Annotated in this window: 18 protein-coding genes and 1 tRNA gene; 13 read left to right on the top strand and 6 right to left on the bottom strand. The window is 58.6% G+C overall.

Annotation, left to right across the window (positions count from 1 at the left end; genetic code table 11):
- The first annotated feature begins 10 nt into the window (after positions 1 to 10).
- The 6 genes from CA51_RS07220 (at position 11) to CA51_RS07245 (ending at position 8,843) form a co-directional block, all read left to right on the top strand.
- The gene (locus CA51_RS07220; protein ID WP_145119156.1) at positions 11 to 2,374 is read left to right on the top strand and encodes a GumC family protein; all 2,364 of its coding nucleotides are present in this window, start codon (positions 11 to 13) and stop codon (positions 2,372 to 2,374) included.
- Positions 2,375 to 2,447: 73 nt separating this feature from the next.
- Positions 2,448 to 3,758, top strand: coding sequence for an O-antigen ligase family protein (locus CA51_RS07225; RefSeq protein WP_145119158.1), 1,311 nt, complete (start codon positions 2,448 to 2,450; stop codon positions 3,756 to 3,758).
- On the top strand, positions 3,755 to 5,221 hold the full coding sequence (locus CA51_RS07230; RefSeq protein ID WP_145119160.1) for a flippase: 1,467 nt from the start codon (positions 3,755 to 3,757) through the stop codon (positions 5,219 to 5,221). The genes CA51_RS07225 and CA51_RS07230 overlap by 4 nt, the downstream gene beginning before the upstream one ends.
- A gap of 1 nt (position 5,222) precedes the next feature.
- On the top strand, positions 5,223 to 6,386 hold the full coding sequence (locus CA51_RS07235) for a glycosyltransferase family 4 protein (RefSeq protein ID WP_145119162.1): 1,164 nt from the start codon (positions 5,223 to 5,225) through the stop codon (positions 6,384 to 6,386).
- Positions 6,373 to 7,587 (top strand): glycosyltransferase family 4 protein, encoded by a 1,215-nt coding sequence (locus tag CA51_RS07240; RefSeq protein WP_145119164.1) that lies wholly within the window; start codon positions 6,373 to 6,375, stop codon positions 7,585 to 7,587. The genes CA51_RS07235 and CA51_RS07240 overlap by 14 nt, the downstream gene beginning before the upstream one ends.
- 8 nt (positions 7,588 to 7,595) lie before the next feature.
- Positions 7,596 to 8,843 (top strand): glycosyltransferase family 4 protein, encoded by a 1,248-nt coding sequence (locus CA51_RS07245; protein ID WP_145119166.1) that lies wholly within the window; start codon positions 7,596 to 7,598, stop codon positions 8,841 to 8,843.
- 108 nt (positions 8,844 to 8,951) lie between these two features.
- Here CA51_RS07245 and CA51_RS07250 read toward each other — a convergent pair whose 3' ends face one another.
- On the bottom strand, positions 8,952 to 11,579 hold the full coding sequence (locus CA51_RS07250; protein WP_145119168.1) for a right-handed parallel beta-helix repeat-containing protein: 2,628 nt from the start codon (positions 11,577 to 11,579) through the stop codon (positions 8,952 to 8,954).
- A 319-nt stretch (positions 11,580 to 11,898) separates the two neighbouring features.
- Here CA51_RS07250 and CA51_RS26330 point away from each other — a divergent pair, with 319 nt between their 5' ends.
- Positions 11,899 to 12,987, top strand: a complete 1,089-nt coding sequence (locus CA51_RS26330) for a bifunctional transcriptional activator/DNA repair enzyme AdaA (protein ID WP_197451659.1) — start codon at positions 11,899 to 11,901, stop codon at positions 12,985 to 12,987.
- A 106-nt stretch (positions 12,988 to 13,093) separates the two neighbouring features.
- On the opposite strand, the gene CA51_RS07260 is transcribed toward CA51_RS26330, so the two are convergent.
- The 4 genes from CA51_RS07260 to CA51_RS07275 form a co-directional block, all read right to left on the bottom strand.
- Positions 13,094 to 13,741, bottom strand: coding sequence for an outer membrane protein (locus CA51_RS07260; protein WP_145119170.1), 648 nt, complete (start codon positions 13,739 to 13,741; stop codon positions 13,094 to 13,096).
- Positions 13,742 to 14,661: 920 nt separating this feature from the next.
- Positions 14,662 to 14,733, bottom strand: a tRNA-Cys gene (locus tag CA51_RS07265).
- A gap of 130 nt (positions 14,734 to 14,863) precedes the next feature.
- Entirely contained in the window at positions 14,864 to 15,502 is a 639-nt protein-coding gene (locus CA51_RS07270) for a TerB family tellurite resistance protein (protein ID WP_145119172.1), read from the bottom strand.
- A gap of 13 nt (positions 15,503 to 15,515) precedes the next feature.
- Complete coding sequence (locus tag CA51_RS07275) at positions 15,516 to 16,691, bottom strand: 3-keto-disaccharide hydrolase (protein WP_145119174.1); 1,176 nt, start codon at positions 16,689 to 16,691, stop codon at positions 15,516 to 15,518.
- A 241-nt stretch (positions 16,692 to 16,932) separates the two neighbouring features.
- Between CA51_RS07275 and CA51_RS07280 the strand changes: the two genes are divergently transcribed.
- Positions 16,933 to 18,378, top strand: a complete 1,446-nt coding sequence (locus CA51_RS07280) for a Gfo/Idh/MocA family protein (protein ID WP_145119176.1) — start codon at positions 16,933 to 16,935, stop codon at positions 18,376 to 18,378.
- Positions 18,379 to 18,419: 41 nt separating this feature from the next.
- On the opposite strand, the gene CA51_RS26460 is transcribed toward CA51_RS07280, so the two are convergent.
- Positions 18,420 to 19,028, bottom strand: coding sequence for a hypothetical protein (locus CA51_RS26460; protein WP_338052337.1), 609 nt, complete (start codon positions 19,026 to 19,028; stop codon positions 18,420 to 18,422).
- Between CA51_RS26460 and pepT the strand changes: the two genes are divergently transcribed.
- The 5 genes from pepT to CA51_RS07295 are packed head-to-tail and all read left to right on the top strand — an operon-like array spanning position 18,982 to position 22,894.
- Complete coding sequence (gene pepT / locus CA51_RS26465) at positions 18,982 to 19,896, top strand: tripeptide aminopeptidase PepT (RefSeq protein ID WP_338052338.1); 915 nt, start codon at positions 18,982 to 18,984, stop codon at positions 19,894 to 19,896. The genes CA51_RS26460 and pepT overlap by 47 nt on opposite strands.
- Positions 19,897 to 19,907: 11 nt before the next feature.
- Positions 19,908 to 20,261, top strand: a complete 354-nt coding sequence (locus CA51_RS26120) for a hypothetical protein (RefSeq protein WP_231746044.1) — start codon at positions 19,908 to 19,910, stop codon at positions 20,259 to 20,261.
- On the top strand, positions 20,242 to 20,505 hold the full coding sequence (locus tag CA51_RS26125; protein WP_231746045.1) for a hypothetical protein: 264 nt from the start codon (positions 20,242 to 20,244) through the stop codon (positions 20,503 to 20,505). The genes CA51_RS26120 and CA51_RS26125 overlap by 20 nt, the downstream gene beginning before the upstream one ends.
- Positions 20,502 to 22,385, top strand: coding sequence for a M1 family metallopeptidase (locus tag CA51_RS07290; protein ID WP_231746046.1), 1,884 nt, complete (start codon positions 20,502 to 20,504; stop codon positions 22,383 to 22,385). Before CA51_RS26125 ends, CA51_RS07290 begins: the two co-directional genes overlap by 4 nt.
- Positions 22,382 to 22,894 carry a DUF6702 family protein gene (locus tag CA51_RS07295; protein WP_145119178.1) on the top strand — a complete coding sequence of 171 codons (513 nt, stop codon included), beginning with the start codon at positions 22,382 to 22,384 and terminating at the stop codon, positions 22,892 to 22,894. The genes CA51_RS07290 and CA51_RS07295 overlap by 4 nt, the downstream gene beginning before the upstream one ends.
- The last annotated feature ends 204 nt before the right edge of the window (positions 22,895 to 23,098 follow it).

Consider the following 23,098-nt stretch of genomic DNA (forward strand, 5'->3'; position numbering starts at 1 on the left):
GAACCGACGAATGACTTCAAAAAAACAACGTAACCTGAGCCACGATCCGGCTGTCTTTTTCTCGCACCGCGCGTCGGGAATCGATCAATCGACAGTGATCATGGCGCGTGCCAGCCACGATTCGTTCACCGAATCGGCGGCCCATCATGGCGATGGCCGTCACTCCGCCAGCCTGCGCTCGTATTTGGAGTTGCCGTTTGTTTACAAGCGATTGATCATCGGATGCCTTGTGGCTGCGATCCTCTTGGGCTGGGCAGCGCTGCTTGTCTGGCCGCGGAAGTATGAATCCGAAGCCAAGCTGATGTTGCGGGTCGGCCGCGAGAGCGTTTCGCTGGACCCGACGGCAACGACCAGCCAGACTCTGATGTTGCAGAAGACGCAAGAGGAAGAAGTCGTTTCGGCGCTGGAAATGTTGGGCAGCCGTCAGATCGCCGAAGGCGTGGTCGATGAGCTCGGCGAGTCTTCGATCCTCAATGGCAGCCTGCCAAGCGAAGGCGGCGAGCCGGCCGGTCCAACCGTTGTCGATCGCGTCAAAGGTTTGGTGAGTGGTGCGATCGATCTGGTCGCGACGACGTCCGGTCTTCGCGACGAAATCTCCAACCACGAAGTTGCGGTTCGCCGCGTCCAAGGCGCCGTCGAAATCAAGGCTCAAAAGAAGTCGAACGTGATCTCGGTGCAAGCCTCTGCCAAGACGCCCGAGATGGCTCAAGCGTTGGTTCAACAAACTTGCGACACCTATCTGAAACAACATCTACTGAATTCGCAAACCGCCGGATCGCATGACTTCTTCGTGCAACAGGTCGATGCCGCGGAAGCTCATCTGAATGCGTTGACCGATCGTAAATCGGACTACATGAAAAAGCGTGGCATCGTTTCGGTCGAAGCGAACCGAGAGTTGTTGCAAGAACAACTGGCGACTTGCGAACGCGAGCTGCTGATGGCCACTGGTTCGCTGGAACAGGTGAACGCCGAAATGGCCGATCTTCGCCGCAAGATCGCCGACACCGAAGAAGAGATTGTCGCCGAACGCAAGGAAGGTTCCGACAGCACCTGGAGCGGCATGCGTCAGCAGGTCTACGAACTGGAACTGCAAGAGAAAAGCCTGGCGGCCAAATACACGCCGCAGCATCGGCGGTTGATCGAAACTCGCGAACAATTGGACGGGGCGCGGATGATCATGGCAAAGCTGCGCAGCGAACGAGTCGACCATAGCATGACGCCCAACCCGATGAAGCGTCGTATGGAAGACGATCTGCAGCGGTCGCAAACTCAGGTCGTTGGATTGCAGAGCGTCGTGCTGGAGAAAGAACGTCAGCGGGTCCAGTTGGCTCAACAGGTCCGCGAGCTGCACGACTGGGAAATCGAACTGACACAAATGGATCGCGACATCGAATCCTCCGCCGCCAGCCTGAAGAAGCTGGTCGAAAAACTGGAGGAGGCTCGCGTGATCGAAGAGCTTCGCAACCAACAGATCTCCAACGTGAGCGTCTTTCAACCGGCGACGTTTGTCGAACGTCCCGCCAGCCCCAACAAGCGGATCCTCGCCGCGGGATTTGTGATGTTGGGATTGTGCAGCGGCGTGGGACTGGCGTTCCTGCGTGAAATCGGCAGCGACACGATGCGGACCGCCGAACATGTCGAATCGAGCTTGCGATATCCCGTGCTGACAAAAATCCCGCACCAACCGCGGTTGGAACTCGGCAATTCGATCCGTCGACTCGACGATGCAGGCGATATCCGCACGCGTTGTCGATCGATCATCGGCGACCTGATGCTCTCGCGTGCCCAACCGATCGGTGAACCGCCGCGAGGTCGCTCGCTGGGCGTGATCGGGATCGATCCAGGTTGTGGAGCGAGCACGTTGGCCGCGGCGTTGGCGATGGTCAGCAGCGACGATTGCGGACTGAAAACAATATTGATCGATGCCGACGGTCGAACCCGTTCGGTTTCCAAGGCCTTCGGTTTGCAAAACGCTCCCGGACTGTTGGAGCTATCTGCAGGGGACGCCGCCGTCGAACAGTGCGTTCAGCAATTGTCCGACAGCAAGCTGGCGCTGTTGCCTTACGCATCCCCAACCGTGAACGATTCGGAATCGAAATCTGCCGAACGCCACGATCCACGGCAGACGATCGAAGCGTTCGGGCAAGCCAACGATCTGGTGATCATCGACTTCCCGCCAGCGTCGCTCCCCGACCAAGCCTTGTCGCTCGCCCAGACGTTGGATTACGTCGTGGTCGTGGTCGAATCGGAAAAGACCAAAGTTGCCCAAGCCCAGCGGTTTTTGAATCGCTTTGCCGGTAGCGATACCGAAGTGATTGGTATCGTTCTCAACAAGACGCGTAACTATGCTCCGGCGATGTTCTCGGGCGCGTAACCCTATCTGCGATGAAGTCGACCCGGGCTTCCGCCAAACTTATCAACCGACGCTTCGGCGGATCTAGCGATTCATGTCTCTTGCACTCACCTCACCCGCAACCGCACGGCGACCATCGTTCGACCGCTTGCTGATGTTTTGGGTGCCCGTGATCGTGCTGGCGGTCTTGGTGATCCGCAACGATGCTCGTATGGCGTACGCTCAATCGGCCAACGGTGCCGCGGTCGAAGCGGCCGATCTAGCCGAAAACGCCGGCACCGGAACACGCGAACGCCAGTTGTTGTTCCTCGCCTTGGGAGCGACCGGAGGGATGTTGCTGTGGCGCGATCAAAGGACCAACCGACGGCCGATCTATTGGCCGATCATGCTGCTGTTGGGGCTGTTGTTCGCCTACGGTTGCTGTTCGGTCGTCTGGTCCGATTCCCCTTTCTTAACCGTCAAGCGGATGATCGTGTTGGGCTGTCTCGCGCTCGGTGCGATCGGGATCGGCAAGGTCTGGAGCACCCGCGATTTCTGTCTGGCTTTAATCGGTTGGACGTTGCTGTTTGTCCTGATCAGCGTCGCCGCCGAACTCGCCAACGGCGTCTTCCTGCGCGGCGGAGACTACCGGTTTTCGGGAGTCTTTCATCCAAACAAGCAGGTCTTTTTCTGCGCGTTTCTGTTCCTGTGCAGTTCGTGCATGTATCAAAGCGAACGCAAGCGGATCTATCTGGCGATCGCGATCTTCGCTCTGATCGCAGTCATCTTAACGAAGTCGCGAACCGGCACGGCCGCCTGTCTGTTGGCGGGGGCTTGGTTGTGGTGGAGTTATCTGCCGCGGAACTGGATCGTCAACGTGGCCGTCGCCGGATCGATCTTGTTCAGCATCGGATTGATCGGACTTGGGGCGAGCGGCGAAGAGGTCTCGTTGCTTTCGGCCGCGAGGATGGGCCGCGAGGATGAACTCTCCGATCCGACCAAGTTGACAGGCCGGTTGCCGATCTGGACCGAGACCCTTTCCGCCTTCATCAACCAGCCGCTGTTAGGCTTTGGGTACGGCGCGTTTTGGTCTCCCGAACGGATTCGATATTTCGAATCGCAGAACGGTTGGGCGTTCAGCCACGCCCATTCGATCTACATCGAATCGGCGGTCAATTGGGGACTGTTGGGCGTCTTTATCATGCTGATGATCGTTGTCGCCACGGTGCGACGCGCGAAATACCTGCTGCGAACCCACGAACGGATGGCGGGTCGTTGGATGATCGCGCTGTTGATCCTCGCCGCCATCGCGGGGCTCGCCGAATCGGCGTTTGTCGCCGACGGATTTGAAGCGATCGTGTTGTGTGCCAGTATCGGATTGGTCGCCTGCCATGGTCCAGTTCCTCCCGCCCGAGGAACGCGATGACAACGATGGGCAAGATCCGCCGCAATGCGGTTGCAATTTTCACGGGCGATCTGGTCAACAAGGCGAGCACGTTTGCTGTCTATGCGATGCTGTCGCGGTACACGAGCCTGGAGTCCTTCGGGCTTCTGCAGTTCGGCCTGCTGGTGCTGTATACCTTTAATGTCTTCGCCGCCGCGGGGCTGCCAACGCTGTTGACCCGCCGCGTCGCGCGGCACGCCAATCGTTCGCGGCATCTGCTGTATCACGGCTACGCTGGCGCACTGGCCTCTTCGCTTTTGGCGATGCTGGGAATGATCCTGTTTGCTTTTGTGATGCGGTACGACGCCGAGATGCGGTGGGTGCTGTGTCTGCTGTCGATCGCGATCGTTCCCTACGCGTTGACCTTAGTCGCCGAGGCGGTGATCCGCGGCCGCGAGCGGATGCATTTGATCGCCCTGGCGAATCTGCCCGGCAACGCTTTGCTAGTCGGCGGCGCGTTTGCGGTGCTGTCGCTGGGCTACAGTATCTATTGGTTGGCCGCCGTGGTGATCACCGCTCGAACCGCGACGTTTCTGCTGACACATGCGATGGCGTCTTACTGCTGTCAGCATTCCCTGGCCGTCCCTGGCGTCGGGTTCCGCGTCGGCATGAAACAACTGAAACACTCGTTGGTCTTTTTCGGCAACGACGGCGTCAACGCGATCTGGTCGGCGCTGGACCAAGTGATGCTGTCGAAGTTTGCCAGCGAGCGAGAGATCGGTCTGCTCGGTTCTTCGTATCAAATCCTGCAACCGATTCTGATGGTCTACCGTGCCGTTGGGACCAGTGCGTTCCCAACCCTGTGCTACACCGCGTCGCGCGATGCGATTGCCGAGATGGTTCAGGCGCTGATCGGACTGCTGTGGCGGTTGAGTACGCCGGCGGCGATCGGATTGTTCCTGTTGGCCGACGAAATCCTCGTGTTTGCGTACGGCAATGAAGAGTTCCGCGCCGCCGCGGTCGTGATCCGAATCCTTGTCTTCACGCTCTTCCTCGATCCGGTGACTCCATTGTTAGGTCACGCGTTGTGGGCGACTAAAAACGAGGCAGTGGTGCTGCGGATCGTGTTGGTCAACCTGATGGCGAACGTCGTCGTCGGATGCCTGTTGATCAGCCAATTCGGTTTGATCGGAGCCGCAGTGACTTACGTGAGCATCAATTTCTTCAACGTTTTACAACACAAATATTACTTCCGTCGCGAGATCGCTCCATTGGCCTTGGGCCGAGAATGGCTGCGTGGTCTCCCCGCGACCCTCTGCCTGTTGGCGATCGTCGCCTGTTTTGTGCAATGGGATGCGGTGCGTTCTGGACAGCATCATTGGATCAGTATCGGGCAGGCAATCATCGCGCTGACTCTGGGAATGATCGTCTACGTGCCGCTGGCCTTCCCCGGGCTGTGTTCGCACGGCGTTCGCATGGTCACTGGAAAATTGGAAAAGGCATAAGATGCGAATCGCTTGGATATCATACGGGTTCGAAGAGCTGTGCGTGCAGAACGTCAATGCGCTCGCCGAAGAGCACGAGGTGCTGTTGGTGATGCCTCATCCGCAGCCGGGGGAAACGCAATACGCGATCTCCGACCGGGTGAAGCATTTCGGTTTTGACGAGCCACGGTTGCGCCAACCGCTGCGGCAGCTGAGCTGTGTCGCGGCGATCCGCCGCCAGATCGATGCGTTCAAGCCCGACGTGGTCCATTTCCAACAGGGACACATGTGGTTCAACACCGCCCTGCGATCGCTGAAACGGTATCCGTTGGTGGCGACGATCCACGACCCGCGGCACCACGCCGGCGACATGTCATCGCGGAAGACGCCGCAATGGGTGATGGATTACGGATTTCGCAAAGCCGATCATGTGATCGTTCATGGGGAGGCGTTGGCAGCGCAAGTGCAGCAGTTGTTCGGTTTCGCCAGCGATCGCGTGCACGTCGTCGCTCACGTCGCGATGGGCCAAGTCGAAGGAGCGACCGCCGTCGCCGAAGAGCCTCACAATGTGTTGTTCTTCGGAAGGATCTGGGACTACAAAGGCTTGGAATATCTGATCGCCGCCGAGCCGTTGATCGCAAAAGAAGTCCCCGATTCGAAGATCGTGATCGCGGGGCGAGGCGACGATTTTTCGCGGTACCAGAAACTGATCGGCGATTCGCCGCGGTTCGAGATCCACAATCGATGGATCAGCGATCAGCAGCGGGCTGAATTTTTTCAACGCGCCGCCATCGTGGTTCTCCCTTATACCGAAGCGACGCAAAGTGGAGTCGTCCCGGTCGCGCAGATGTATGCCAAACCTGTCGTCGCCACGCGCGTCGGCGCGTTGGCCGAATGCGTGCTCGATCGGCAGACCGGCTTGCTCGTCCCACCTCGCGATCCGCAAGCGCTGGCGACGGCGATCATTCAACTGTTAAAAGACCCTGCTCAGCGGCGGGCCTTGGGGGATGCTGGTTTCGATCGCTTGCAAGCCGAAGCGTCCCCCGCGGTTGTCGCGCGGCAGACGGTTGCTGTTTATGAACAAGCGATCGCCGATCGGCAGCGCGGATCCAAACCTTCGCCGGCGCAAGCGTCCGCGACGCAGCCAACGCAAACTTTAGGGAGCCCCAGTCATGTCAACCAATAACGCGATGCATCTGGGAGTCGTGGCGTCGGTCAAACACGGCTTCGAGCACTTCGTCCATCGGGAGCTTTCGTTTTTCGAGAGCCGCGGCGCGAAGATCAGCGTCTATCCGACGAAGTTCCAAGCGGGGTTGTACGGCCCGCGTCCGACGTGGAACGTCTATCGGTGGGGCTTGATCTCGCTGATGTTTGCGAATCTGGGCACGCTGCTATCGCGGCCGGCCAGCTATCTGCGACTGCTTGCCGAAGCGATCCGCCATCGCGCGGTCGTCGACTTTGTCCTGGCGGTCTATTTCGCCGGCAAGATGCACGACGTCGATCTGATCTACGCCACCTTTGGCGATCGCAAATTGTTTATCGCCTACTTCTGCAAACAACTGCTCGACAAACCGCTGATCTGCACGATCCACGCCTACGAGATCTACGAGAATCCAAACCCGGCGATGTTCGCTCGCGCGGTTGCTGCTTGCGACCAGATCACGACGGTGACCAATTACAACCGCGAGCAGCTGAAGTCGCGGTATGGGATCGATCCAGCGCGGATCGAGGTCGTGCGGCTCTCGATCGATCTGCAGACCTACCGACCGGAGCGTAAGTTTGTCGTCTTGATCGTCGGCTACTTCGCTCAGAAAAAGGGACATCGCATCCTGTTGGAAGCGCTTCGCAAGATCGACAACTCCGAATTTGAACTGTGGGTCGTCGGCACCGGTCGCGATTCGGCCGATTCGGTCGACGTCAAAGCCCTCGTGGCGGAGATGGGATTGGAATCGCAGGTCGCGTTTTTCAACGGCCTCTCGGGAACCGCGCTTCGAGCGGTCTACCACGCTTGCGACGTCTTCTGCCTGCCCAGTCATCACGACGACCACGGCGGGGCGGAAGGTTTTCCGACGGTGATCATCGAAGCGATGGCCTGTGGCAAACCGGTGATCAGCACGCGGCACGTCGAGATTCCGGCGATCGTCGAACAGATTCTGGTCGATGAAAAAGATGTCGATGGCCTGGCCGACGCTTTATTGCAAACGTATCGTTCGGCAGACCTGCGCGAACAGATGGGGGAACGAAATCGCGAACTTGCTGCGGAACATTTCTCGCATTCGAATGTTAAAAGAACCGAAGCGATGATGCGCGCCGCCTGCGGTCTGCCGCCGCTGGTTGAACCGGAAGCGAGTCCGGTCGAGATGCAACATGAGTCACTGACAACGTGAATAGCCCGATGAAATCCAAGCCCTACCGGATCTTAATGCTGCTCGAAAACGAGAGCGTTCCGGACGACTGCCGCGTGTTGCTGGAAGCCGAAGCGCTGATCGATGCCGGATATGCGGTGACGATCATCTGCCCAACAGGGGAGGTGACGAAAAAGGTCGACCGAATCGGAGAGATCCGCGTCTATCGATACCCGCAGGCGTGGGAGATGAGTGGCGTGCTGGGGTATCTGTTGGAGTACGGTTACAGCCTGGTCGCCGCTTTTGTCCTTTCATGGTTTGTCCTGCTGAGGCACGGTTTCGACGCAGTCCATGTGCACACGCCGCCGGATCTGATGGGATTGGTCGCGATCTTCTTCAAGTTGTTGGGAAAGCGGTTTGTCTTCGATCATCACGACCTGTCGCCGGAGCTGTATCTGGCGCAGAAACCGGGGCGCAGCGAGGGGACCGTCTATCGGGCGTTGCGATTTTTCGAGCGACTGTCGTGTCGCAAAGCCGATCGTTTGATCGCCACCAACGACACGCAGCGCTCGATACAAATCGACCGTTGTGGAGCCGATCCTGAGGCCTGCTACATCGTTCGCAATGGCCCCAACGCGTTGTTTTTGAGCGACGTCCAGCCGCTCGAATCGATTCGCACGCCGGGCTGTCTCACGATTGGATATGTCGGCGTGATCGGCGTCCAAGATGGCGTCGACTTTATGGTTCGGGCATTGCACGAAGTGAAGACGAAGCACGGCCGCGACGACTTCCGCGGCGTGATCGTTGGCAGCGGACCGGCGATCGCCGATCTCAAGCGTTTGGCGGCCAAGCTCGATCTGGCGGACAAGATCCTGTTCACGGGAATGATTCCGTTTGCAACCGTCCCATCGCACATCGCCGCGTTTGACATCTGCCTGACTCCCGATCCCAGCAACGCTTACAACGACAGCTGCACGACGATCAAGACGATGGAATACATGGCGCTGCGAAAGCCGACGGTCTGTTTCCGCACGCGCGAGAATCAAATCACCGCCGGCGACGCGGCGGTCTACGCCGACAACAACGACATCCCCGCGTATGCCGATGCGATCGTGCAATTGATGGACGACCCGGCGCTTCGCCATACGATGGGCCAGACGGCTCGGCAACGGATCGACAACGGGCTGACTTGGCAACATCAAGCGGTCCGCCTGATCGAACTCTACGACAACCTGTTCGACGTCGTCCGAGATCCAGCCGACTGCGACGCCCCCGCCGCAGTCGCAAGCGTTTCTTAGCCAACCGCGCTGCACCGCAATATCGCCCCAATCGAGGGCCGCAGGCCCGACGATTTACATCGCCAAGCCATCGGCTGGATGGGGCTGCTTGCCCTGGGGACGCGGTGGCTATTGCGCCAGTTCGAGGTCGTCGAGGTAGACGACGGCGTTGTCTTTGGCTTGGCTGACGAAGCCGACCCAGTCGAGATTTTGCCAACCGGGACTGGTCGTTGTCAGGTCGCGGAACGTTTGCGGTTCCTGTCCTGGCACGGTCACTCGCAGATGCCAATGTCCCGCCTCTTGCCCCAGCTGCGCCGCGACTTCGATTCGGATCCATTGATCGACGGGCATTTTGACCGAGACGCCATCTTTCGCTTTCAAGACGCCTTTCTCGATCCACAGACTTGGACCGATCTGAAACGGTTTGGCCGCGTCGCGCCATTCGTGCTGAAAGACAGCTCCTTCACCTAGCCGAATCATGAATCGGCATCGCGTCGTCCCGCTGCTGTGCTTGGGTGCCAGCGACATCATCGGATAATAGGCGTGTGGTTGGTCGGGAGTGTCGGTGAAACGGAGTGCTTTGCTGCCATGCTGGGCAAAGTCGACTTCGACGACTTCGATACCACCTCGCTCTTTGTCGGCGCTCACTCTTGCTCCCAACGGCAGTTCGCCGGATTCAAAGTCCTCGCGGACCGAATAGGCACGCGGCTCGGGAGCCTTCAACATCTCGGGCATCGGCAGCGATGCGGCTTTTTCCTTCCATGCCGGTTCGCCGTAAACGCCCGCTGCCGAAACATCAAACGGCTTGAAACCGATTTTGTCGGCGGCGGTGGTGTCGATGAATCGGAAGTCGTCGTGCTTGGGATCGACAAATCGCGGATCGGCAATCACCGACTCGCCACTCGTGTCCGCTTTGCTGATGTCGACCTCCGCTCCTCCACGCCAATAAAGGTTCCGCCCGACCTTCACGCCATCGTCTCCCCAACGGCCGTGGAACAGTTCCTCGCTGTCGAACAGCACGATGTTCTGTTCGTACGTGAACGATAGATGGTCTTCGACGCGGCTGCGTCGCACTTGGTATTCGCGTCCGTAGGCGAAGATGTTGTTGCGGATGATGTTGTCGCGTCCGTAGTGCTGGTGGTAACCGCCCGATTTGGTTCGGTAGACCAAGTTGTTTTCCAGCAGGATGTCGGTGCTTCCTTCATCGTTGTACAAGCCCCAGCCGCCGTAGCCCCACGAATCGATGTCGTGGATTCGGTTGCCGCGAAGGACCGTTCCGGGAGCTGGCCCCAGCGTGTAGATGCCTCCCATATCGCTCAGCCAACCCTGGCCGATGTGATGAATATGGTTGTGTTCGATGCGATTCCGCGCGGCCAAGCTTTCGGAATATCCCCAGCGCCAGCCGACGGAGATGCCGGTGTAAAACAGATCGGCGATCTCGTTATGCGTGATTTGATTGTCGCCACTATGACCGATCCAGATCCCCACGGCACAGGGGAACATGTGACCGCCGTGATTGACGATGCTGTTGTCGACGACGATATGGCTGGTCCGTTCCGCGAGGTTCTTGGCGATTCGGGTTTCGCCGATTCGCACGCCACCGGCACCCAGGTCGTGGATCCAACATCGCTCGATGCGGCTGTCGCGACAACCCTTGCGAAACCAGAGACCGTACTGGCCGGTGTGGCCGATTTCACAATCGGCGAAGACGATGCCCTGGGCTCCGTCGATCTGTACCGCCGCTTCGATCGGTGATGCGGCTTGCGAAGGCTCAAATCCCTCGCGCGGCGTGATCAGCCCGCTGTGCCGAAATGCCAAGCCGTGGAACTCAAGATTCTCCACCGATTTGTCGCTGGCGGCATCGCCAAGGATCACAACCAGCTTTTCGCTGACCGGCGCGATGCACTCGATCGTGTCCATCGATTCCCCTTCGCGAGGTCGGTAGCTGAGCAGACCATCGGGGGCGAGGAACCATTCGCCCGGTTCGTCCATCGCTTCGCGGTAGTTCTCTAAGATGTAGCCGGTGTTCAGAGTCAGCGGATTGTGCGACTTCATCCCACGTCCAACGCTGACCAAGCGGCCCGCGGCAGTATCCGCCGATTCGAGGAACCGCCGCGTGGTGTCCCATTTATGGAAGGCCAGGAATTGCACGTTGCGGATCTGTTCGGGGCTGAGTCCTTGCAAGCTGGCGATGTCGTCGGGATCGACAGTCAGCGTCTGCCGCGCGCGACGCGCGTTTTCGATCAACGTCTCTTGGCCGCGCAACATGTAGTGGAAAAAGTGATCCGGTTCGCGGGCTCGCGTCGCGTGGTTGCCGTTGATCCAGAGTTGATCGAAACGCCAATCCTGAGGCAACTGAGTCGACCAGACGCCCGAATCGGTGGCGGTCCATGGAGTTGTGATTTGGCGGCCGCCGGAGATCACCGGGGCAGCTCCTTCGGCGGCTTGGTAGACCACGTTGCCGTCTTGGGCTTCGAATACGATCGGTTCGCTGATTTCATAGCGTCCATCGGCGACGATCACTCGAAACTTTTCGTCCGGTGCGTCGGCGCGTCGCTGGCGAATCTCGTCGCGAGCTTCGGTCAGCGAATGGAGCGGACCGGCGGGCGAAACATGCAGCGTCGTTTCCGCCGCGTCGCAGGCAACCGCCGCACTGATCAGGATCGCGATCGCCACGCTTTGGCGGCTGACGCATCGAACGGCTGAAGATTTAGAGGAGAACCTATCAGGGATCGCTTGCGCGAACTTTGAAATCATTGTCGGGGAACTTTCAAACAGGGTGAGTATCAAGTTGGGGACCGCACAAATTAGGCGGATCGTTGAACGAGCTCAACGGGATGGCGATGCGGCGTTGGATGGCACTGCCCGCGATTGCCGGGGGAGCTGGCAAAACTCTACGTCGCTGTCGCGGGCTGCCTTTCCCGCAGCGCATCAAACCAATTGCTTGTCGTTTTCGCGGTTGTGGTCGACCCGCGAAGTGGTAACGTCATTTTAAGTCAGCCGTCCAAAAATTGGAGGGCTTTCGAAGTTGATTGTTCCTAAACCTGCTGGGTTTAACGAGTAAAGCGAAGATCGCATGAAGAGAGTTTCCCCAAACGAACTACCATCGCTGCCAAGCCGCGAGACGATGTACGCCGCGCTGGTCGCCAAGGACTCCCGTTTTGAGGGGGTGTTTCTGGCGGGGATTCGCACGACGGGGATCTTCTGTCGCCCTTCGTGTACGGCGCGGAAACCGAAGCCGGAGAATGTCGAGTACTTTCGCGATGCCAAGTCGGCGATGGCTCACGGTTTTCGAGCGTGCAAAGTCTGCCGCCCGTTGGCGGCGCTGGGGGCTTCGCCCGATTGGCTGGAGCCGTTGATCGATGATCTCCAGCGCGACGCCAATCTTCGTTTGCGAAGCGAAGATCTGCGATCCCGGGGACTCGATCCCGCTCGCGTTCGCCGTTGGTTTCAAAAGACCCACGGGATGACGTTTACGGCTTATCAGCGGATGCGGCGGATCAATCAGGCCTTTGGTCAGATTCGCGAGCGCCAGTCGGTGACCGAGGTCGCATTGGAGAGCGGATACGAATCGCTGAGCGGATTTGGGGACGGATTCAAACGAGCGATCGGCGCGGCGCCGGCCAAAAGCGACGACCGACAAGTGATTGCGATCTCGCGACTGCTGACACCTCTTGGTCCGATGCTGGCGGGCGCATCGGACGCGGGGATCTGTCTGCTGGAATTTGCAGATCGGCCGATGTTGGAAACGCAGTTGGATCGGCTGCGAAAGCGGCGCGGAGCGACGTTGCTGCCGGGGCCAAGTCCATTGTTTGCAACGCTGCAGTCTCAGTTGCAAGAATACTTTGCCGGTCGACGGACTCGATTTGAGATCCCCTTGGATACCACCGGGACTCCATTCCAACAAAGGGTTTGGGAAGCGCTGCGGCAGATTCCATTTGGCGAGACGCGCTCGTATGCTCAGCAAGCCACGGCGATCGGCAAGCCGACAGCGGTCCGCGCGGTAGCGCGGGCCAACGGCGACAACCGGATCGCGATCCTGATCCCTTGTCACCGAGTGATCGGCGCCGACGGAACGCTGACCGGATACGGCGGCGGACTATGGCGAAAACAGCGACTGTTGGAGATCGAGCGTCAGCAGCCAGCGACGGCGAACCGAGCTTAGGCTCGTCCAAGACCTCGTGGTTTTGGGCGATCCCAAAAACGGGCCTGTGCACTTATGCACCGGCCCGCCGTTGAATCAAAAATCGTCGGCGTGTGATTCGTTCGGTTTAGAACTTGAAACGCAGTCCCGATTCCCATTCGTTCACGAACAATTTGTCGCTGAACTGACCAAGGTCGTCATCTTGAAGCGCCATGGTTTCGGTTCCGAGGAATCGGTATCCGCTGAACAGTTCAACGCGTTGGGTTAGGTCAAACGAAACGCCAGCGCGAGCCTGATACGCGAAACCGAGTTCGCTGATCGCACTGGCGGATCCTGCAGGAACAGACAAGCTGTTGGCGGAGGTTTGAGCGACACCCAATCCCGCCCCTGCGTATCCGGTCAAACGCGATGTCACGGGGACGTCGATGTAGGCATTGACCATCCATGTATCGAGAGATTGGCTGCCGTCTGCGTCGAATGTGCTGGTACCGACCCCGACGCTGTCGTAATCGAAATCGAATTTGCTGTATTCAAATTCAACCCTTCCAAATTTTTCTTGCCATCCCAGCGCGATGTTGGCGTTGAAGCCCGCATTAAAGTCAGCGGAAAAACCGCCGTCGTCTAAATCGGAAAGAAACGTCCAACCAGACGATACCGAAACATAGAAGGCATCGCAGTCGCAGTTACCATTTGCAAGCCGTTGGCCGAGTGTCTCGGCTTTGGCTGAACTGCATACCGCAAGCATTGCAACGCACAGAAAGAGAATCCGTCTCATCGTGAAAGTCCTTTTCGCATTTGGGTTCGTACTGAAGTGCGATCCGTTCCGCGGAAGGTTGTGTTGGGGATCTCAACCGGCCGTTAAAAACAGCTCGCCTGCAAACAGTCACTCTGGTCTGCTTGCCACCCTTGGAGTCGGCGGATTCTTGTCGGGGCAGTGAAGAGTTTACGTTAATAGCCCGTATGGTTGGCGCGCTCCGCCGCACTAACTGGTGCAATTGGTCTCACTGTACATAGTGATACTATGGCTGCGAGCATTTTCTTGCCTCGATGGGAGCCGTTTTCGCTGCGCTGCGATGCTGGTGTCTGTGCAAGTCGCGAGAGCAGTCGAGGAAGAGTGCTCTCGCGAAGAGAGTTCGGTCGAGCCGATCGACTGCTGCGATCTGGTTTCACTGTTGGATCGCGGGACGAAGCTCACATCTCGGGAGATCTAGATGTGGCAGATTGTCGTACTGGCCACATCACCGACGCGATGACTCGGTCGTGGCAGACCAGACACAAGGCGCAAGACAAAGACGTTGCGGTGCTACCTTAAACACAACCGTCTCCTCGAGGTGTCTCGTTACAAACTTGCGAAGTCCCGCGATCAAGGACCTCGTCGCGTCGTCACATCGTCGGGTTAACGATCAGCAGAAGAAGTGTGCTCCGATTTTGATCTGGAGCCAGCGGGGGCGGGAGATCGACAAGTTGGCATCCGCGCGCCGCTTGAACGATTGCCAGAGTCCGGTTGTTGAGTCCCGCGGCCGGCCCGCTGGAGACGCGGTTTGGCGGGGGGCGAACGGCTGAAGCCTAATCTCTAGCGCCGTCCGCTTCGTTTACCCCACGCGTTTTGCAGTTTGAATTCGCGGAGCGTTGGACCCACGAAAAAACCCGCAGGAGGTTTAATTCCTGCGGGTTTCTTTTATACGCAACGTTTAGAGGCGCCGGCCGGATTCGAACCGGCGATGGTGGATTTGCAATCCACTGCCTTAGCCACTTGGCCACGGCGCCTTGAGGAGTCGTACGATAGGAGAATCGGCAAATCTGGTCAAGTCGCTTTAACTTAATTTGCCTGCCCAATCAAAAAAACTAACCCAGTCTGCGTTAGTCCTGTGATTGTACCGTACCGGCATGGAGTGAACTATCGGTCGTATTGGTCGGCGATCGCCAGTGCTTCTTCGATTGCCGACTGAAAATCTTCTTCGCTCAATCCCAGCGTTCGCCGGACCGCCACCAAGGCCTCCAACTGCTCGGGGGTAAGGTCACCCTCCGCACTAGCCGCCATGAAGATCGCTTTCATCGCCAGGTACTTCTGATCGCGGTCCCATCGCGGCACGACACTGCGCAAATAGTTGTGAGCCTTGTAGCCGACCTGCGTCGCCGCGGCGCACATTCGCCCGAGGTCTTCGCGGTCGGCCGGTTCACCAAACAGCAGCTCGGCAACATGCCCCAGCGACTTAATCTCCGCCTCCGTGATCTCGCCATCGGCAACAACGGTCAGGACCGCCACGTTCATCACCTCTTGATGGAACTGCTGTTGTTCCAAATGGACGGCGGTCGATGGATCGATCTCCAACACCGCCGGCTCAAACGCCTGCCGGCACTCGTCGCACTCGACGTAATGTTGCACCGCCCCCATCGGAATCGTGGGGATAAAGTAGAGCGTCAGGAACGGCCGGACGCTCTTCAGTCGATACGGTTGCAGCTGCCGACACTGGGGACAGCGAAAATCGCCGCGGTCGCGCGTGCGACGCAAATCGGTTGTCCCAATCAGAAGCATCGGCCTTCTCCTTCTAGCGAACAAAAATGTTAGCAACGTCGACGGGGCCGTCGGGGACCAGCGTCAGTGGCCCCTTGGCGTCGGCGGATCCCGTCGCCGCAAACGGCTCGATCTCCTTGCCGTTAATCGTCAGCGAAACCTTGTCGCCGCGAACCTCTCCTTCGATCCGATTCCACTTGCCCACCTTATCCAGATGAGGCGTCAGCGGCGAATCGTCACCCGCGATCGATATCGCGGCCGCATCGCCACGCAGACGAATCTGTGGCGAGCCCGAATCCTTGTTCAGTCGGAAGTCGACGACAAATCCATAATCGCCAAAGGCTTCGTCGGAGGCAAGTGGCAGGTTCGCGCCGGCGGCTCCGGTGCAGGAGAGAACCCAGTCGCTCGGCTTCCAATGGCCAGCAGCCTCTTCCGCCGTCTGCTTCGCCGCACCTTCGGGCTGCTGCACGTTCCAACCGGTCAAGTCGATGCCGGTGTACAGGCAGCGGTAACCGCGATCGGCGATCGCGATCATGTTGGCTTCGATCGGCGTATCGGGCAGCTCTTTGATCTTCACGTTGCGGTAATGGACGACGCCGCCTTCGGATTCGATGCACAGATAGCCCTTGCGCGGGTTGCAGTCGGTGCCACGGGTGACGACTTTGCCATTGACCGCCAGCGAGATCGTGCCATCGATCGCTTCGATCCGATAGTGATTCCACTGCGGCGTCGGCAGCGAACGCATTTCCGTCGGAAAAGCGCGACTGCCACCGCGATCGTTGACCGGAGTCATCTTGGCCCCATGGATCGGAAAGATATCGCCATGCGTGGTGAACCAATCGGCTTTGCCGTAGGCGTTCTCGAGGATTTGGACTTCGATCCCGCGATGAAACGGCTGTCCCTTGGCGGTGATATCGTCGGCCCAGACAAAGATTCCGGCGTTCCCTTTCGGGACCATGTGCCGCCACTCGACTTCCATGATGAAGTTCTGATACATCCGATCGGTCCGCAGTTCGCCGATCGGTTTTCCGCTGCAGATCAGCATCCCATCTTCGACCGACCAGGTGCGAGGATCGGTGTTGACCAGTTGCCAGCCCGACAGGTCCTTGCCGTTAAACATCGGGACAAAACCGTCGTCCTCCTGTTGCGACCAGAGGTTCGCTGTGGGGGCGAGCAGCAATACGAGAGCGACAATCCAGCTGCGATGCATGTTTCGACTCAAATCAATGGAAGGGAGATCGGGTTGCCGGCGATCAGGCGGCGGCCAACCAGGGGTGGGGAGAGAGGTTTCGATTGTACTTTACCCACCGGCCAGCTACATCCTGGATGGGCGAAACTCCCCAAGATCGACTATTATGAGTTTTTGCCAGCGTCTGATATCGGACCGCCATCAGCTGATAGCCGCTGCTTATCTCCCCTAACGCTCTTGTTTCATTCGAGGACTTTTAAACATGACTCAAGCAACACGACGACAGTTCGTCGCTTCTGGGCTCGCCGCGGGCGCTGTCGCGACGCTCCCCGGCCGCCGTGCCAATGCCGCTCTCGCCAACGACGAAATCAACGTCGGCTTCATCAGCTGTGGCGGACGTTCGAACGAATTGATGGGCTACTTCGAAAAAGTCCCCGGGGTCAACATCGCCGGTCTTTGCGATCCCGATCAGGCTCGCTTGAGCCGCACCAGCCGAAGGTTTCCCAAAGCGCAAACTTGGAAAGACCTTCGCGATCTGATCGCATCGGACAGCATCGATGCGGTCGTCGTCGCCACCTGCAACCACTGGCACTGCTTGGCAACGATTTGGGCGATGGAAGCGGGCAAAGACGTGTACGTCGAAAAGCCGTTGTCGCACAGCCAATGGGAAGGTCGGCAGACCGTCGCGGCGGCGCGGAAGTACGATCGGATCTGTCAGGTCGGAACTCAGCAGCGTTCGGATCCGATGCAGGCAGAGATTCAAAAGTACTTGCACGACGACAAGGCGTTGGGAGCGATCCAAGCGGTCCGCGTCAACCGCTACGGTCTGCGAGGTTCGATCGGACGCCGGACGGAGCCGCTGCAGATCGACAAATCGGTGGCTTACGATCTGTGGCTCGGCCCGGCTCAAGACGAACCGATCTTCCGCAATAATTTGCAATACGATTGGCACTGGGATTGGAACACCGGATCGGGCGAGATGGGCAACTGGGGCGTCCACGTCCTGGACGACGTTCGCAACAACGTCTTCCAAGACCAGGTCGCGTTGCCCAAACAAATTCTTGGTGGCGGCGGACGTGTGGTCCTGGGCGACGCGGGGCAAACGCCCAACGTCCACTTTGCGTATTTCGACACCGGATCGATTCCGGTCGTGATCGGACTGTCGAATCTTCCCGACAAAGCTGGCAGCAAAAAGAGCCCGGCGCATCCGGGCCCCGGCAGCGGATACGTCGTCTATTGCGAAGGGGGCCGTTTGGAAGGCCAACGCGGCCGCGCTCAAGCGTTTGATGCCGACGGGAAAAAGCTCGCCAGCTTCAAGGGATCGGGGGGCAACGTGTTGCATCAAGCGAACTTCATCGATGCGGTTCGCGCTCACGACCGTTCGCTGTTGAATACCGAAGTGGCTGTTGGCAACGACAGCACTGGTTGGTGCAACCTGGCCAATATCGCGTTCCGCGCCGGCCGACCGTATTCGCCGCAAGATGCCGCATCGGTCGAGTTGCCCCAGTGGAACACATTGATCGGCGAGATGGATCAGCATCTGAAATCGCACGAACTGTCGTTGGACAACAGTGCGATTCAGATGAGTCATCTGTTGACGCTCGACGAGAAGACCGAGCAGTTTGTTGGCGACGATGCCGATGCAGCAAACGCCTTCTTGAAACGGAAATACCGCGAAGGTTACGAAGTGCCAACGATCCAAGCGTAGGCTTGGGGGCACATTGGAATAACGCAAACGGGGACTCTGGTTTATTCGGAGGCCCCGTTTCTTGTATACTCATCGCCTGATTCCGTTTCGATGCGTCCTATGATTTTCCCACCGTTTCCAACAACCCGAATCCGCCGATGATTGTTCCTGTTAACCGCGAGCGACTGCTGCAACGTTTCCTGCAATATGTTCAGATCGGCACTGCGGCCGACCCGCACAGCGAGACCTATCCCAGCAGTCCGCAGCAGAAGGATTTGAGCCGCGTGTTGGCGGAGCAATTGGTTGCGTTGGGCGTAGCCGATGCGCACATGGACGACCACGGTTTGGTCTGGGGAACGGTCCCGGCAAACGTCGCCGGCGCTCCGGCGATCGCGCTGAACTCCCATGTCGATACATCGCCCGAAGCTCCCGGGGACGATGTGAAGCCGCAGGTGATCGTTTATCAGGGAGGCGATATTCCGCTGCCCGAAGACAATCAAGTCATCCGCGTCGCCGACTGTCCCGAACTGGCCGATCTGGTCGGCAAGACCTTGATCACCACCGATGGCACGACGCTGTTGGGAGGCGATGACAAAGCGGGAGTGGCGATCATCATGGAATTGGGTGGCGACGCTGATCGAAAATCCGCAACTGCCCCACGGTCCGGTCAAGATCCTGTTCAGCTGCGACGAAGAGATCGGACACGGCACCGACAAGATCGACTTGGCTCAATTGGATGCCGTCGCCGCTTACACGTTGGACGGTGGCGGAGCGGGAGATTTGGACGTCGAAACTTTTTCAGCCGATGGAGTTCTGGTCACCTTTACCGGGCGGAACATCCATCCGTCGATCGGCAAAGGGCGGATGGTCAACGCGACGCGGGCGGCGGGCTTCTTTCTGCAGCAGTTGCCCGACGATTCGCTCTCGCCCGAATCGACCGATGGCCGCGACGGATTCATCCATCCGTATGAGACCGAAGGAGGCGTCGGCCGGGCGGAATTACGCGTGCTGTTGAGGAGCTTCGATACGGCGGAGCTGACTCAATACGCCGATCGACTGCGACAAGCGGCAACGGCGACTGAACAACAATATCCCGGTCTCGCGGTCCGCGTCGAAGTCAAACCGCAATACCGCAACATGGCCGACGGTTTGCGAGAGAATCCGCGGGTGGCCGATCTGGCGGAGCAGGCGTTCCGAAACCTGGGCCGCCCGGTCCGACGCAGCATCATCCGCGGCGGGACCGATGGTTCGGCGTTGACGGAGAAGGGACTGCCGACGCCAAACCTGTCCAGCGGTCAGCACGCGATCCATTCGCTACACGAATTCGCATGCCTGGAAGAGATGATCGAGGCGGTCGAGCACCTGCAGGAATTGCTGCGGTTGTGGTCCGGAAACGACGGAGTAGCGGGAGCCATTGCGGTTGCCGAGGAAATTTTTGTTGCGGCACGATGCCTAGCTCGTGCGTTTGTCGCCCCGGCCGAGAATCGTTGTACTATGATGTGTAGACGCTGCATTGCACTACGCCTTCCCACCTACTGACGAGACTCGCCATGGTCGTGTTCTTTCGACGATCCTCTCTTCCGATTCTGACCTTTGCGATCTTGATCGCTCACGCAGTCTGCCAGCCGGTCGTCAGCCAGGCTCAACCGCGGCCGAACAATAAATACGGTCAGACCGATGATTTTCGGCAGATCGACCAGTGGCTGCCAACGCCCAATAAATACCGCTCCGCATCGGGAATGCCGGGCCCGGAATATTGGCAGCAGCGAGCTGACTACAAGATCGACGTGCGGTTGGACGATCAGAACCAGAAGATCACCGGCAGCGAAACGATCGACTACCACAACCCACGCTCCAGAGCCGCTGGGGTTCCTGTGGATCCAATTGGACCAGAACATCTTTGAACCGGGATCCGACGCGATCGCAACCGCGACGGCGCCGAATCTCTCCGACCGCGCATCCTTTAATACGATCCGATCGCTGTTGGCGCGGGAATCGTTTGAAGGAGGCTTCAAGATCCACGGCGTGACCGACGCCGAGGGCGGGCCGCTGAAATACACGATCGTCAAGACGATGATGCGGATCGATCTGCCCACGCCACTGCCGCCGGCGAATCGACGACCGTCAAAATTCGCTTCGACTACTTGATCAATGACAGTAAATTAATCCACGCCCGGACGGGGTACGAGTTCTTCGAGAAAGACGGCAACTACATCTACGAGATCGCGCACTGGTATCCGCGCGTCGCCGCGTTCACCGATTACGAAGGCTGGCAGAACAAGCAGTTCTTGGGACGCGGTGAGTTCACGCTGGAGCTGGGCGATTTCGAGGTCCGGATCACCGCTCCGGAGGATCACATCGTCGCGGCGACCGGCGTTTTGCAAAACGGCGAAGAAGTGCTCACCGAAACGCAGCGGCAGCGTCTGGAAAAGGCGAAGACCGCTAAGGAGCCCGTCTTCGTCGTCACGCCCGAAGAGGCTTTGAAGAACCAGAAGGATCGCAGCAAGCAGGACAAGACTTGGGTCTACCATGCCGAGAACGTTCGCGATTTCGCATGGGCCAGCAGCCGCAAGTTCATCTGGGACGCTCAAGGTCACGACCAGAACGAGAATCCCGTGATGGCGATGTCGTATTATCCGAACGAAGCCGAACCATTGTGGAGCAAATATTCGACGCACGCGATCATCCATACGTTGGATGTCTACAGCCGCTACACCTTCGACTACCCCTACCCGATCGCGATCAGTGTCAACGGTCCGGTCTACGGGATGGAGTATCCGATGATCTGTTTCAACGGCCCGCGCCCGGAGGAGGATAAAACCTACACCGCGCGGACCAAATACGGATTGATCTCGGTGATCATCCACGAGGTCGGGCACAATTATTTCCCGATGATCGTCAACAGCGACGAGCGTCAGTGGACGTGGATGGACGAGGGACTGAATACGTTTCTGCAGTACCTCGCCGAACAGGAATGGGAAGATGATTACCCGAGCAAGCGAGGCGAGCCAGCCGATATCACCGGTTACATGCGCAGCAGCGGCCAGGTGCCGATCATGACTAACAGCGAATCGATTCTGCAGTTTGGCAGCAACGCCTACGGCAAACCGGCGACGGCGCTGAACATCTTGCGGGAAACGATCCTGGGCCGCGAGCTGTTCGATTTTGCCTTCCGCGAATACGCCCGTCGCTGGAAATTCAAACGCCCCACGCCCGCCGATTTCTTCCGCACGATGGAAGATGCTTCGGGCGTCGATCTGGATTGGTTTTGGAACGGATGGTTTTACAGCACCGACCACGTCGATCTCGCGATCCGCGACGTCAAACTGTATCAGATCGACAGCTCCGATCCCGATGAAGAGGCCGAACGCAAGCGTCAGGAAAAAGATAAACGCCGGCCATCGCTGTCGGCTGAGCGGAACGAACCGCTGCAAAAACGGATCGATCTGTTCCCTGGCCTGAAAGACTTTTACAACGACTTCGACGAACTGGAAGTCACCGAGGATTCACGGAAAGCGTTTCAGAAGTTTGTCGAAAGCCTGAACGCCGAAGAGAAACAACTGATCCGTCGCAAGACGAACTTCTACGTCCTGACCTTCGAAAACGTCGGCGGTCTGGTGATGCCGATCATCGCCGAGATCCGCTACACCGACGGATCGAAGCAGATGTTGGAGATCCCGGCGGAGATCTGGCGGACGAACAACAAAACGGTTTCGAAGCTGGTGATCACCGATAAAGAACTCGACCGAATCGAGATCGATCCGCGACGCCAATTGGCCGACACCGACGCGTCGAACAACTTCTATCCGCCGCGGATCGTCCCCAGCCGATTCAAGTTGTATAAGAGCAAGAAATCGTCCAACCCGATGCGGAAAGCAAACGAAGCGAATAAGAAGTCGGACGCTGAGAAGGGGAAAGAATCGAGCAAGGAAGAGGCTGCGGAGAAGAAGCCTGCGGCCAAAGCGGAAGCTGCCAAGCCAGCCGCGGCCGCAGTGGCGAAGCCCGCAACTGCGGAGGCGGCCGAATGATCCTTCCTCTACTGTTATCGATGTTGATGCACCCGTTTCACGTCAGTTTGGCGGAAGGGGAATGGAATCCGCAGTCGGGGCGATTTGAAATCGCGATCCGCTTGGAGCCTCGCGATTTTCAGCTTGCGTTATCGAAGCACGCTGGCAAACGGATCGATCTCGAAACGACGGATCGCGACCAATTGCAAGCCGCGATCATGGCCTACGTGAAAGCCAAGTTCGTCGCCGTCGATGGCCAAGACCGCCCCGCGCGATGGCACTGGGTTGGGATGGAGAACGAGACGAAATACGTCTGGGTTTACCTGGAACTGCAACCCGATGCGGCTTCGCGCGAACTGCGGATCAGCCATCGGATGTTGCACGAAGTCGCTCCGACGCAGGTCAACACGCTGTTGTTGGTGGGAGCGGATGAAAAACAGACGCTCCGTTTCACCAAGGCCCAGCCAACGCAAACGCTCCGCCGCGACGGAGCCAAAGCCCCGTGGGAATTGGTTGTCCCGAAGACCTAGAGTCTCGGTGAATTGTGCGCGGACTCGCCTCCCCGAACGTCGCTTCGCTGGTTCGACCCTCCCCTTCAAACTTCGTTTGGCGGAGGGTGAAGTTGGTCGATTGCGATGCCAGACTACACCCGCCCAGCGGAACGCTGGGAGGGTCGGAAAACGAGCCTTCAGCCAGTTTTTCGGGGAGGGCCTTGCGAGGGCTCGAGCGTCTGG

The organism is Rosistilla oblonga, from assembly GCF_007751715.1.
In the GTDB taxonomy this organism is placed as follows: domain Bacteria; phylum Planctomycetota; class Planctomycetia; order Pirellulales; family Pirellulaceae; genus Rosistilla; species Rosistilla oblonga.